Here is a 14008-nt window from a genome sequence, read left to right on the forward strand (position 1 = left end):
CTCGCCACAGACTTTTTATGGAACGGCATAAGACGACATAGAAAAAAGAGGATACCTTACCCATCGTAAGATACCCTCTCTTTCAACTGCTCAAACCATTCTCTCTCTAATTGTAAATATCCTATTTCACTCTTCTCGGCACTCTTTAATTCTTTGTCTGCTTTCCTCATATAAGTGTGGGACGCTTCCATATCGCCCTCTAAATATTTAACAATTCCTTGTGTGCGATAATACCCATGTAAGTCCACTTTTGTAATGGCCTTCCCATGTTCCTTCGCTTCTTGCAGAGAAAGACTATCCATCTGATAAAGAGCTTTATATAAAAGATACCAACTATGAAAACTACTAACGAAATATTTATTTTCTTTCGTGACAGAAAGTTGGGCAACTTGTTCTACATATAGTATTGCTCTTTCCATTCCCTTTTGATCCGATCGGGCAAGGAAAACGAGCATAAGTCCGCTCATGATCTCTCTTATATTTTTATTTTCTTTTATTTTATCTTCGCTAAGTTCTACTAATCTCTTATCCCAATCTTTCGGCCTCTTATAACTAAATAACTCACTCGATACTTGAATGTTATATACATGCTGCTTCGCCTTTTCATCATCTTTAATTAAAATAAGAAATTGCATACCATCGCTCATAAGCGTTCCTTTTATCGGCGCGATTGTAACCGCAAAAATTATAAAATGGAAAACAGAAAAATATAAAAGATATTGATAATAACTCACCATGTATATGTAACCAAAAGTAATACCAAATAGTAAACTTGTAATTGGTCCACCTAAAGTCATCCATGCCCATTTTTTTGAAAGGTTAGGTGTTACTATAGAAGGCGGTATTAACATTGCCACGCCTCCGAAGTACGCCCATAATTTATTTTCTCGAATGCGTACTTTTCCCTTCTCTTTTTGAACAGTAATAGGCCCTACTGTCATAAATTTAAATGTCAAACCACCTATTACGCCGAATACGACATGTCCTAACTCATGAATGATTACCACTGCCAGAAAAATCCCCAATAATGCCCATATATTCAAGATTGTTTCTAATTTCCCAGTTCGGATCACTCCGTATAAAATGGACAGAATGAGCGCCACTGTCAGTGAACCAGCTGGCCTTCTTAAAATATCCACCTTTTTCTCCCCTTAATAAATCATTTTTCTATGCATTTCGTACATGAATTTTCCGAGATGCAATATCCAAATAAATGAGATTAGGCCAATTAATACAAAATCGATATCACTAGCCGCTGTATATATAACGGCAGCCCACCATACATATGCTAATATTGTATTCGTAAATTCATACGCTTTATATCCAGCCTCATGCACAATGTGCTTTAATCCCTCATCTGCATTTTTCGTCCACATTTTCATAGATTCCATATATGTTACACCTTGTTCAGGATATAGCTTGTTATAACGATTCTTTGTTATGAGCCCGATAACCACTACAATAGTTAAACAGACGATAGAAGCTACTAAATTCCACACTGCAAATGAAACATTTGTATCCTGCAACAGTGCACGTCTACATGTAATAACTGCATATACAAACCATGCTTGCGTAACTATATCACCTACACGTAAATATATACTTATAATGCCTAATTTTCTTCCTTGTACGCTCTCTTCTTCATCGCGTACCTCCGCTAACATACGTGTATTCTTCCAAGTGTAGTACATCATTACGATTCCAAAAATAGTACATACACCTATAAATGTATTAGATGATAATTTTCTCGGTTCATCCGAGAGTAAATTTAAAGCTATATAAGATGTTAAAAAGCCACCCATCATACTTAATGCTATTTTCCCCACAACATCAAATTGTTTTTTTCGATTACTCTTCATCTCCATCTTCCCCCTCCACTAACGCAAATATTTCCTCCACCGGTACGTTGAAAATTTGTGCGATTTTTAGCGACAATACAATAGATGGTGCATAATCCCCGCGCTCAATTAAACTAATCGTTTGCCGTGATGATCCAATCGCTTTCCCTAAATCCCCTTGTGATAAACGATGCTTTGCTCGCAATTCCCTCACTCGATTTTGAAGCTTCATGTCTTCCCTCTTTTTCATTTATTTAATTAAAATTGTAAATAATATCCTTATTTTTGTCAATTATAATTGTCATTACGACTATAATAATTGACAAAAATAAAGATGTATTATGATGAAAATAACTTATATAATGAATGTGAAATATTAAACAAAGGAGGTTCCATATGAAGAAAACATCTACCTTTTCTTACGTTCTTACTAAGCTTACAGCAGCTTTATTATTATTATTACTTATTAGCACGCTTCTCTTAACAACTAGTCAACAAACATTATATAGTTTCTTAGCTGGATTACGAGAACTACTTTATGTTCCCTTCGCTCCTATTCTTGCGGCGTATGCAATTTTTTGTTCTATTTGCATCGATAAATTGAAATTAAAAACATATACAAGACTGAAGACATTATGCCTTTATATTTTTTGCGGCTATTTATTTTCTCTTCCATTCCTAATATTTAAAGAAGCTAGTCTAATACAGTTCTTGTTTCTCGGATCAATTGGAGCAGTGTGTTCTCTTTTTTTCTACTTATGTGCAGTTATAGCAACAAAACTTAAGTGGATACAATATGTCGTGCCAGGCATTATGCTTATTATATTTATCACAATCAACTTTATCGATCTAGAAAAGGTTGGAACATCAAAAGAACAATGGGTCGAAACAAAAACAGAAAACTCTTTCGAAGCATCTTTTCAACATTTTAGTGGTGAACATAAAGTCCCCATTGAACTAAAACGAGGTGACATATTAGAATTTACCATTGAATCACGAGCTGAAAATCCGGATGGCTACATGGGAGCCGTAAAAATGGCTAGTGAGTTTCAAGAGGAAGAAAATTATTTAGCTTCAAACGGTCCTAATACATACCAATTTGCAGCAATTAAGACGGGAACGTATTACATTATAGTTAATGGCAATAAGTTAAAAGGAAAGTTGAGAATAGATTGGAATATAAAATAAAAAGGCAGTGCGTCTGCACTGCCTTCCTAAATTCTGACATAGAATGGATTCCATATTAACTTGCGTTTTGTAACAATACTCGTTTTAGCTGTTTGCGGAAACGTACTCCTAACGTAGTTGCTACGATAACGATAACTCCAACAATGATTTTACCGATATGATCTTCTAGCACTCCAAAAATATCATGTAAGTTGCCACCTAACCAGTAACCACCGATTAAGAAGAATGATACCCAAAATAGAGCACCTGAGTAAATTGTAATCGCAAAACGACGGAATGGTAAGTTAATAATTCCTGCAAAATATCCTGTAAAATGACGTACACCAGGAATAAAGAAGCCGATAAAAATAAGGAAGTATCCATACTTATCAAACCACATTCTTGTTAAGTCGATTTTTCTTTGTGTTAAAAATACGTATTTCCCATACTTTTGAATAAAGGGCATACCTAATTTATTTCCTAAAAAGTATTGAATTGTCATTCCTACACTTGTCCCAATAAAGGATAGGATAATTAAAATCGGTAAACTTAAATCGCCCTTCTGTGCTAAAAACCCCGCATATGCTAACGTTGGCTCTCCCGGAAACGGAAGTGCAATATATTCTAACAGCAAACCAACAAGTACAACATAGTACCCGTACTGCTGAAATAATTCATGAACCCATTCCATGTCATCTCTCCTTTCAATCACGTACAACTTCTTACTATTATTGTATAAAAAAATTGTCGAAATAACTATCACAATAGCTTACATTTTTATTACATTTTTGTAAGGCTCACACTAAAGTTTTCTGTTCATTATTTGCTGCTATCCATTATCGTTTTAAAATAAGCTAACAACTATATATCAGACGACACAAGGGCATTAATATACATTTTTTATCCAGTTTTTAACACTTAAAGTCACCTTATTTTGTTCTCAATAAAAAACCACCACAAACTCATACTAACTTCATATTAGCTTCATATACGTATTGTAAGATTATATCGGAATTTGTTGAAAAATTTAACTAATATATGACTAAGCATTAAATTGAATAAATATAAGTAGTTTTTCGAAATTGAAAAAAGGGTGAATAAGAAATGGAAGCTTATAAAATGCATGATTTTATTAATACAAATGTTGAATCTCATCAAAATGAAACCGTTTTTAATTTACACATATGTGAAACAAGTGAATTTGACGTAAGTTTAACAAAATCTACAACACTGTCTTTTATCGTTTCAAAAAAGAACATTAAGATTGTTACGAAAAAATGGATTAATTCAAATCAAGAAAGCATGATTGGTAAAAGTTACATCATTCCAACGAAAGCTTTCCACTACTTCTTACCAATTATTTCTGAAACTGAAGATGAGCTAAATATTCAAGTTCAAAGTTTTGGACTACATGGTGAACTTTTACTAAATGAAAGATTACTTATTGATAAAAACAACAAACAAAATCCAAAGATTACTACGTTCTTTGAAACATTAGATGAAAATGTAAATAAAGTATTACGAGGATTGCAAATTCATTGTATGTAAGACTATTACAATAGTAAAAAGGAGAATATAATGAAAAAACTATTATTAAGCGCACTATTATCATTAGGATTTTTAACTATTCCATTCACAAATGCTGAGGCAGCTACAACAAACGATCAGCTTATCGTGAATACGCAGTTAAATAAAATGGATTATTATCAAAACGGACAATTTATAAAGAGTTTTACTGTCGCTACTGGAAAAGCAGCCACACCTACGCCTAAAGGTACTTTTCAAATCGTTAATAAAATTAAAAACCGTCCTTACTATACAGGAAAAATTAAAGGCGGCGATCCACGTAATCCACTTGGTGACCGTTGGCTCGGACTAAACATGGCAGGAACTTACGGAACAACTTATGCGATTCATGGTACTAACAATAATCAAGCAATAGGCAAATGGACAACACTTGGTTGTATTCGTATGTATAACAATGATATACACTGGTTATTTGAGCGTATTCAGCAGCAAGCTACCGTCACTGTAAAATAACCTAAAAACAAGATTTATGTGTAGCCAAGAATTTTATATCTTGGCTTATTTTATTTATTCATTTACAGTAGCAAAACAACTGTATTTACATATATAATAAGAATAGGTTTCGTTAAGCAATATCAAAACATTGATAAACATGGATATTAAAATTATACAGTTATAATATTTTATAAATTTTACAATACATACTATAATAGAACTAATGTAATTCTGAAATATTCAGTTTCTCTAAACCATTCCCCTTGCTACTTTCATGATGACTTTATAGCGGGGGCTTATTATATGTATAAACAATTTGAGTTATCCAAAAAATGATGAATTCGAATATTGCAGTAAAAAGCGTTATTTAGGAGGTGTTACTATGACGCATATACTGGTGATTGAAGACAACCCAGATATACAAGAACTGATTCGTGAATTTCTAATGGCACAAAACTTTACTGTTGATGTCGTTGGCGCTGGAACAGAAGGTATTCTTCTTTTCCAAAAAAATTCATACGATCTTGTCCTCCTTGATGTGATGTTACCAGATATAGATGGCTATAGTATTTGTAAAATTATGCGAGGACAATCTGATGTACCGATCATTATGTTAACAGGCTTACATAATGAAGAAAGTGAAATTAAAGGATTTGAGTTAGGCATTGATGACTATATTACGAAACCGTTCCATTACACCGTATTTATTAAACGTGTAGAGGCTGTATTAAGAAGGGCAGCAACGAAGGAAGCAGAAGCTGCAACTATACTACAATTCCATGAATTGATGTTAAATTCTACAGCCTATGCCGCTTATGTTCATGGTAATCAAATTGAATTAACAACAAAAGAATTTGAAATTTTATATACTTTACTGCAAAATCGGGGAAAAGTATTATCAAGAAGTGATTTGCTGAATAAGGTATGGGGCTATGAACATTATGGTGATGTAAGAGTTATAGATACACATATTAAAAACTTAAGAAAAAAATTAGGGATTCCTTATATTAAAACGGTGAAAGGCATTGGCTACAAAATCGAATCGTAGTACAGACAACATCACCAAAAATATTTTCATCAAAACCTTATTATTTTGTATTCTTTTATCACTTTGTCTTTATCAAATTATTTATTTTCTAGCTTCAAACTACGATAAAGAACGTTTTGCAAAAGAAAATGGAGCGCTGTCTACAGAACAAGCGGATTCAGACAAACAAAACGACCAAAGTAAAACGAATCAAAGTAAGGCTGTTTCAGAGAGTATGATTTCCAATTTCCAATCTTCTATTATAGATTATAAAGCACTCTCTACAGCCATAAATCACCTTTTGCAGCCTAGCCAAACTGTAAAAGCAAAAGAACATACCCAAAATATTGCGGGGAAAAACAGCACTTCTACTCCACTTACAGAAATGGAAAAGCAAGTCGCTACTAATGATGCCTTACATAAACAAAATGCAGCAAATAACACAAATGATACACAAGATTATCCAAAATTAGCAGATGCACTGCAGCAATTAGCTCCACATATTGGTGCGACAATGCTTGCATTATCTTTACTCGGATCTTTAATTTATACGAAACTAATTGCCAAACCTTTTCAATTTATGAGTGATGCTTTAAAAGATATTATGAATCTTGATTTCTCAGATAAAAAGCTACTTAACAAAAATACAGATCAAACAGATTTTAATTTGCAAGTAGCTGCTTCACAGGTCCCAAATATAGTGAAGAATTTACATGCAAGCAATCAAGATTTAAGAAATGAACTCAAAAAGGAACAACAATTAGAACAATCTCGTAAAGAATTTATGTCTATGGTTTCCCATGAATTAAAAACACCAATCGCAGCCGTTATGGGACAACTAGATGGCATGATTCACGGAATTGGAGCTTATAAAGATAGAGATAAATATTTAAAACGTTCCTATGAAATGATGCAAGACATTAACATATTAACGGAAAAAATGTCGGAATTATCCAAAATACAAAACCCTCAATTTAAACCTGATTTAAAAGTTATCTCATTAACTAATATTATTGAGGATGTTATGAAGAAAGTAGATTACTTTGTATCTGTAAAGCAATTAAATGTTCAATCTAACATTAAGCAAGATGTACAAATTTTAGCTGATTCTAAATTTATTCAAACTGCTATTTTTAACATTATTTCAAATGCAATTCATTACACAATTGACCATCAGCATGTATATATAAAGCTTTATGAAAAGCCAAACGGTTACGCATTAGAAGTATTAAATACAGGTTCACAAATCGATGAGGATAAACTTGCCCATTTATTTGAGCCATTCTATCGCGCAAACCCTGGCAAACACGGATTAGTACAAGGTAGTGGCCTTGGGCTATATATTGTAAAACAAATATTAGATAAACATCAGTTTCCTTATGGGATACAAAACACGCCTCAAGGTGTAAAATGTTCTATTGTATTCCCAAAAGCAATGTAAAAAACCTACTACAATTTCATACCCCAAATTCATACTTCGTATGAATGGCGGAATTTTGTAGAGTATCTTACTCTGTTTCGTTCGCCCGTTATCCTTATTTGGATAGCGGGCGTTTTTTATTATTTAAAAGGAGGATCTTCATGGAGAAATTTAAGTATTCATTACTTGTTTTATTCGGAGCTTGTAGCTACGGCGTACTTTCAACTATTTTCAAACTCGGATTCATTGATGGATTTTCAGCACATCAACTATTAGGGGGACAATATGTCTTCGGATGGATCGGGCTTCTTCTGGTCGTTCTTTTCGTTTCACGTCATAAAGTAACAAAAAAGCAATTCTTTTCCTTACTAACAGTTGGCACAACAATGAGTATGACTGGTATCTTCTACGCTATTTCTGTAGAAGAACTACCAGCATCTATCGCTGTTGTCCTACTCTTCCAGTTCACATGGATTGGTGTCGTTATAGAAGCAATCGCTAATCGAACATTACCAAACCGTGAGAAAGTTATATCTATCATTATTTTATTTACTGGAACATTGTTTGCAGGCGGTGTCTTTGAAGGTCTCGGACAAAACTTTTCCACGAAAGGTATTATCTTTGGTCTATTAGCCGCTGTCTCTTTTTCATTCTATGTTTTTGCAAGTGGGCGTGTTGCTACAGAAGTTCCGCCTTATACGAAAAGCTTTCTTATGACAACAAGTGCTACTCTGATCGTATGCCTATTCTTCCCGCCAACCTTTTTAACGGATGGTACCCTGCAAGCCGGTCTTTGGAAATACGCTTTCTTCCTCGGATTGTTCGGCGTTGTCGTACCTGTCATTTGTTTTTCAATTGGTGTACCGAAAGTAGGAACAGGACTTAGTACAATACTAGGAGCAGCTGAATTACCAACGGCCATTATCGCTTCTATTACACTTGTACATGAAGTCGTAACCTTCATGCAGTGGATTGGGATACTCTTTATACTACTTGGAATTTTTACTCCTCAGCTGCTTACCTCTAGGAAAGCAAAGAAGCATAGAAGCGTGCATAGTGCATGAAAATAGAAACTTGCATATAAATGTAAATACAGTTACAATATGGTATAATTTGAAATCTATTTGGAGGTATAAATGACTATTTTAAGCGTAGCTTTTTTTGCCATTATGTGTATCTTCTTCCTAATAAGATATATGAAAGAAAAGAAATTTTACGATGTGCTCATCATTCCCATTTGCATATATGCTGGAGCAGTCAAAACCCCTTTAGTAGAGTACTTAAACTTTAATACTACTTTCAAAATAACATATGATATTGCAGCTATTATTCTCGTGATCCTTGCTGTGCTTTTCTTCTTAAAGAATAAGAAAGAGAATCCTACTGCGTAACAAAAGACCTTTCATTGATTTGAAAGGTCTTTTTCTTTTTCTCTATCTCACTTTACCGCTCCATATAGCTTTTCTATTTCATACTCAATTTGTTTTACATCAATTCGTTCAAATAGTGGCTGCACACTATCAATTCTATTCGGCAACGTATTTTGAGGCTCCCAATTTCGGTTCACAATCGATAATGTATTTCTAACTCTTTCACTTGAGAATGGTAAAAACGGTTCAAGGAGATTTGCAAAATTAGCGATAAGATACACACAGTTATAAATCGTTTCTTCGCATGAAACTGGATCATCTTCCCTTTGTTTCCAAGGCTGCCTCTCATCAAAGTATTTATTTGCAAAACGTACTGCATCAAATATTGTTTCTAACGCCACCTTAAATTTAGTTTGCTCAATTGATTCTCCTACATATATATATAATCCTTCTATCTTCTCTTTCAGCTCTTCATTAATCATTCCATTCGGTACAATGCCATCATAATACTTTTCAATAAACTTTAATGTCCGGTTCACAAAGTTTCCGTATGCACCTAACAATTCACTATTATGACTGTAAATGAATTCACGCCATGAAAAATCAGTATCACGATTTTCTGGTGCGTTTACTGTTAAAAAGTAACGAATAGAATCTGGATTGTAGCGTTCTAATATGTCAGGCACCCATACTGCCCAGTTTTTACTTGTAGATAACTTTCTTTTTTCAACTGTTAAATATTCATTTGAAACGATATGACGAGGAATTGCTCCTTCTCCTATTCCAAGCAATACTGCTGGCCAAATGATGGAATGAAACGGAATATTATCCTTTCCGTGCACATAATATGTTTTCGCTTCTCTATCCCAAAACTCTTGATCATCTTTCCCTGTTTCTTCAGCCCAATGTTTACTCGCCGAATAATATCCTGTCACTGCTTCAATCCATACGTAAACTTTCTTATCTTCATACCCTTCTACTGGTATTGATACCCCGATTGGTAAATCACGTGATACGGCCCTATCTTGTAATCCTTCCTTTACATACCTTTCTGTTAGCTGAATCGCATTGTCACGCCATGTTCCTTCTTGTTTTGCGATTTCTACTACCTCTTTAATTTGCTGCTGAAATGTATGCAATGCAAAATAAAAATGCTCTGTTTCCTGCACGGATGGCGTACTACCACATAACTTACATTTCTTTTCTAGCAAATCGAGTGGATCTAAAATAGCTGAACACGCATCGCATTGATCTCCTCTTGCTGCTTCATGACAATGTGGACAAATGCCTTCTACATAACGATCAGGTAAAAACTGCGTACACGCTTCGCAATACGCTTGTTCCACTGTCCTTTTATAAATATAATCTTCTTCTAATAAACGTAAAAAAACTTTTTGAACAGTTTCATGATGGTGCTCGCTATCTGTACGTGTATAGCAATCATACGTAAAACCAAGTTTATGAAAACATCGCTGGAATTCTTCATGATACTTATCAGCAATTTCCTTCGCCGTCACACCTTCTTGTTTTGCCCTAATTGCAATCGGTGTTCCATTACAATCACTTCCCGAAACATACAACACATTCTCACCTTTTGCCCGGTAATAACGTGCTAAAATATCTCCAGGTAACAAACTTGCAATATGTCCAAGATGTAACGAACCATTTGCATACGGCCAAGCGCCTCCAATAAAAATACTCATCTTACATTCCTCCTTTTAAATATAAAAAAGCCCCACCCTTATCTTAAAAAAGATAAGGGCGGGGCTGTATAAACAGTCGCGGTACCACCTTATTTCGCCAATTACTCACATAATTAGCCTTAACAAGTACGGAGCTATATGCTCTTATACTGTGGTTTTGATAACGAGTACCAACTCTCGTCGCCGCCTACTATTATCATTTGATAAGTTCAGAACGAAGCTCAAAGGCCATTGTTCAAATGAATATTCTTGCTTCTTCTCAGCTACCGAAGCTCTCTGGACAGAATGATTTCATTCTACTTTTCCTTTTCAACGCTTATATATATAACACGTATTTTACGACTTAATTGCAGAAAAATCAAACTTTTATTCAGAAAGAAAAGGAAATCCTATCCTCTCATAGAATAACTATACGTTCACAAAAGGAGTGATACGATTGAATCAAAAACAACTAAGCGCACGTAATGAAAAAAGCTGGAATGCAGCTGCTTATGAAGCTTGGACGAATCGCCACGGGGCACCGGCCAATTATGCGAAAAAGCTTATGAAAGATCCCGTGCGCGAGGTAGATCACTATTTACCTTACATACAATCTCCAAAAGGAAAACATATTATTAATTTACTCGGTTCAAAAGGCAATAAAGCCGTTGCTCTCGCTCTTTTAGGAGCTGACGTAACAGTTGTTGATATTTCGGCAAGTAATGCAAAATATGCAAATGAACTTGCGGAAGCAGCAGGTGTCTCTATCCAGTATGTCGTTTCTGATGTACTAAATGTGCAGCTCTCCGAATCATTTGATATCGTATTACTGGAACTTGGTGTACTCCATTACTTTCTAGATTTAAAACCGCTCTTTCAAAAAATTGCTACCTTGCTTAAAGGAGATGGAACGCTTATCCTTCGTGACTATCATCCTGTTTACACGAAATTATTAGGAGTAGACCACCCATCATTTCGGGCCAATGGAAATTATTTCGATGAAGAATTGATTGAAGATGATGTTGCTTATAGCATCCTTCTGACAGAAGCGCAGAAAGAATCATTACCTAAAACAACCATCCGTCGCTGGACGCTAGGAGAAATTATTACAACACTTGCGGAAGAACATTTTAAAATTGAAAAACTAGTTGAAGAACACGGGTCTCATCAAAGGTGGGTCTTCCCTCCTACTGCACCGGAAGAAATTGAAGATCGTGTGCCTGGTTTATATACATTAATTGCGACAGCATGCAAAAAAGGATCCCTTCACGGATAGGATCCTTTTTGCATGCTCACGCATATAAGTTGAGGTTGGAGATTACCATAATTCTGTAGAATAGGACACAAGATATTTCAACATTTCGTCTCTGACTTACGTCGTCAAAAAGGGGTATGACCAACATAACGAAGAGTAATGTTACAGTTGATACTGATAATCGTTATCAACTAATTAGAAGTATACATGATGTTATTTCAAATTACAATAGCATTTCTCATTTTTATTTATGAACTTTTTGATATACAAATGTATACATTTTAAGAACATTTACTCATATTAATCTGCCATCTTCCATTATCTGCTATAATTTTCATTGAACAGATTAATAACTTCATAATGATGTTTTTATTAATGTCGTTCTCGATATTTATAAATCATAATAAATAGTTTTTAAAGGCAGGGGTAACGATGAAATATGTTAGTATTCGCAAAAAACTACTGTTCACACTCTTAAGCATTTCTTCTTTATTTAGTATTGCTCTTATTGTTATTCTTTCATTCGCTATGAACCAAGCAAGCGAAATTGAAACGTTAAAAAATGATGTATCAAAACGAGCAACAATTTTAAAAGAACGTGGTGATTGGTTCCAAGCACAAGTTGCCGGTTTACAAGAATATTTACTGTCACATGATCAAAAAGGATTGGATAAATTCAACCGAGAAGGAAAAAAACTTGCTGATACTAGAGAGAAAGTAACAAGTGATAAAAAACTCCCAGAAGGAATGAAAGAGGCGATTTTAATGGGAGCAAAATGGCGAAGCGTCATAGATGATGAAGTCCTCCCTCTCGCTCGCGAAGGAAAATGGGACGAAGCATCCAAAATCGCTTTAGCTCAAACCGATTATGTAAACGATCTTTTAAGTCGTTTTACTAAATATGCAAATGAAGAAAATGATAAACGTGACGCATTAATTGCTGACGTAGAGTCTTCTTCATCTCTTATTCAATATATTATTTTCTTCTCACTCATTACATGTACGTTAACATCTATTTTATTAGCATGGTGGTTCTCTGGTAAACTCGTTAAACCGATACGACAAATTGATGAGAAATTAAAAGAATTAGCTTCTCAAGACGGCGATTTAACTGCTAGATTACACGTAACGAGTAAAGATGAAATTGGTGATATCGCCAATTCCTTTAATCAAATGCTCGCTAACTTACAACGTATCATAAAACAAGTGCAACAAACATCCACAAGTGTAAAAGAAGCGTCTGAAAATGTGTTTATCGAAACCACTGCTTCTATGGAAAATACAGCAAAAACCGAAGAAACTATGAATGCTCTTGAGTATAATATTCGTTCACAAGTTTCAAGCATCGAAGAAAGTTCAACTGCAATGGACGATATGACAACGAGTGTTCAGCGTATTGCAGAATCTGCCTCCTCTGTTGCTAGCCTAGCTGTTACAACTTCAGAAAAAGCAGATAGTGGGAATAAAGTCATTGAGAAATCTATTACACAAATGCATACAATTAACGAAGCTGTTAACGCTACATCACAAGTAGTAGAGCGACTCATTACACATACGAATCATATTGATACTGCACTTCAATCCATTTCTAATATCGCGGAACAAACGAATTTACTCGCTTTAAATGCTTCAATTGAAGCAGCACGTGCTGGCGAACACGGAAAAGGATTCGCCGTTGTTGCCGATGAAGTACGAAAACTTGCTGAACAATCTCAGCTAGCAGCAACTGACATTAACCATTTACTTCATCAAATTCAAGCTGACACAAAAATAGCAAATGAAATGATGACACAAGGTCAGTCAGAGGCTTCGGAAGGGATTACAGTCATTCGTACCGCTGGATTTTCATTCTCAGAAATTGTTAACCACATTAATAAAGTCTCTACACAAATGCAAGAAATGTCTGCAACTGCTGAAGAAATGGCCGCAAGTTCAGAAGAAATGAATGCAGCTTTAAATAACATCGCCTCTATTTCAAATGAAGTTGCCGCCGAAACATCACAAACAGCAACTTCGGCTGGTGACCAAGTAAATAAAATGAGTGTCGTTGCTAAAAAAGCTTCTGAAATGAAAACGACCGTACAAGAACTTGAAGTTCTCGTTTCTCATTTCAAAACAAACGTTTAAAGCGAAACTTTCCTTTATACTTCTATGAGCTCCAAGTTGTTAAAAAGAGAGATTTACAGTCTCTCTTTTTTTAACCTTAAAATATCTCTTTCTATCTCTC

At 34.8% G+C, this 14008-nt stretch carries 14 protein-coding genes and 1 other annotated feature; of the genes, 9 read left to right on the forward strand and 5 right to left on the reverse strand.

The annotated features are described in order from the left end of the window. Positions 1 to 56: 56 nt before the first annotated feature. Genes CER22_RS08610 through CER22_RS08620 form a run of 3 tightly spaced genes read right to left on the reverse strand, consistent with a single transcriptional unit; the run spans position 57 to position 2070 of the window. On the reverse strand, positions 57 to 1139 hold the full coding sequence (locus CER22_RS08610; protein ID WP_088608568.1) for a site-2 protease family protein: 1083 nt from the start codon (positions 1137 to 1139) through the stop codon (positions 57 to 59). Positions 1140 to 1151: 12 nt separating this feature from the next. Further along, positions 1152 to 1859, reverse strand: a complete 708-nt coding sequence (locus CER22_RS08615; protein ID WP_088608569.1) for a DUF3169 family protein — start codon at positions 1857 to 1859, stop codon at positions 1152 to 1154. Next, positions 1849 to 2070, reverse strand: coding sequence for a helix-turn-helix transcriptional regulator (locus CER22_RS08620; protein ID WP_087981953.1), 222 nt, complete (start codon positions 2068 to 2070; stop codon positions 1849 to 1851). Before CER22_RS08620 ends, CER22_RS08615 begins: the two co-directional genes overlap by 11 nt. 164 nt (positions 2071 to 2234) lie before the next feature. Here CER22_RS08620 and CER22_RS08625 point away from each other — a divergent pair, with 164 nt between their 5' ends. After that, positions 2235 to 3026 (forward strand): hypothetical protein, encoded by a 792-nt coding sequence (locus CER22_RS08625; protein WP_087981955.1) that lies wholly within the window; start codon positions 2235 to 2237, stop codon positions 3024 to 3026. A 55-nt stretch (positions 3027 to 3081) separates the two neighbouring features. Here the strand turns inward: CER22_RS08625 and CER22_RS08630 are convergent, their stop codons facing one another. After that, positions 3082 to 3696, reverse strand: coding sequence for a DedA family protein (locus CER22_RS08630; protein WP_088064752.1), 615 nt, complete (start codon positions 3694 to 3696; stop codon positions 3082 to 3084). Positions 3697 to 4109: 413 nt separating this feature from the next. Between CER22_RS08630 and CER22_RS08635 the strand changes: the two genes are divergently transcribed. The 6 genes from CER22_RS08635 (at position 4110) to CER22_RS08660 (ending at position 8865) form a co-directional block, all read left to right on the forward strand. Next, a complete protein-coding gene (locus CER22_RS08635; RefSeq protein ID WP_000388758.1) occupies positions 4110 to 4553 on the forward strand; it encodes a DUF3978 family protein in 444 nt (147 codons plus the stop codon). A 30-nt stretch (positions 4554 to 4583) separates the two neighbouring features. Further along, positions 4584 to 5045: a L,D-transpeptidase gene (locus tag CER22_RS08640; protein ID WP_000735054.1), complete on the forward strand. Its 462-nt coding sequence runs from the start codon at positions 4584 to 4586 to the stop codon at positions 5043 to 5045. Between the two features lie 364 nt (positions 5046 to 5409). Continuing rightward, positions 5410 to 6075: a response regulator transcription factor gene (locus CER22_RS08645; RefSeq protein ID WP_000148835.1), complete on the forward strand. Its 666-nt coding sequence runs from the start codon at positions 5410 to 5412 to the stop codon at positions 6073 to 6075. Then, positions 6053 to 7495 carry a sensor histidine kinase gene (locus tag CER22_RS08650; RefSeq protein WP_088608570.1) on the forward strand — a complete coding sequence of 481 codons (1443 nt, stop codon included), beginning with the start codon at positions 6053 to 6055 and terminating at the stop codon, positions 7493 to 7495. The genes CER22_RS08645 and CER22_RS08650 overlap by 23 nt, the downstream gene beginning before the upstream one ends. 140 nt (positions 7496 to 7635) lie before the next feature. Next, positions 7636 to 8538, forward strand: a complete 903-nt coding sequence (locus CER22_RS08655) for an EamA family transporter (protein ID WP_088608571.1) — start codon at positions 7636 to 7638, stop codon at positions 8536 to 8538. A gap of 72 nt (positions 8539 to 8610) precedes the next feature. After that, complete coding sequence (locus CER22_RS08660; protein WP_088608572.1) at positions 8611 to 8865, forward strand: hypothetical protein; 255 nt, start codon at positions 8611 to 8613, stop codon at positions 8863 to 8865. A gap of 47 nt (positions 8866 to 8912) precedes the next feature. Here the strand turns inward: CER22_RS08660 and metG are convergent, their stop codons facing one another. After that, positions 8913 to 10547, reverse strand: a complete 1635-nt coding sequence (gene metG, locus CER22_RS08665) for a methionine--tRNA ligase (RefSeq protein WP_088608573.1) — start codon at positions 10545 to 10547, stop codon at positions 8913 to 8915. A gap of 51 nt (positions 10548 to 10598) precedes the next feature. After that, positions 10599 to 10869, reverse strand: a binding site (T-box leader). A 114-nt stretch (positions 10870 to 10983) separates the two neighbouring features. Here metG and CER22_RS08670 point away from each other — a divergent pair. After that, complete coding sequence (locus tag CER22_RS08670) at positions 10984 to 11802, forward strand: class I SAM-dependent methyltransferase (protein ID WP_088608574.1); 819 nt, start codon at positions 10984 to 10986, stop codon at positions 11800 to 11802. Between the two features lie 411 nt (positions 11803 to 12213). Continuing rightward, positions 12214 to 13908 (forward strand): methyl-accepting chemotaxis protein, encoded by a 1695-nt coding sequence (locus CER22_RS08675; protein ID WP_088608575.1) that lies wholly within the window; start codon positions 12214 to 12216, stop codon positions 13906 to 13908. Positions 13909 to 14008: the final 100 nt, after the last annotated feature.

Source organism: Bacillus sp. K2I17, assembly GCF_002209985.1.
Lineage (GTDB): Bacteria > Bacillota > Bacilli > Bacillales > Bacillaceae_G > Bacillus_A > Bacillus_A wiedmannii.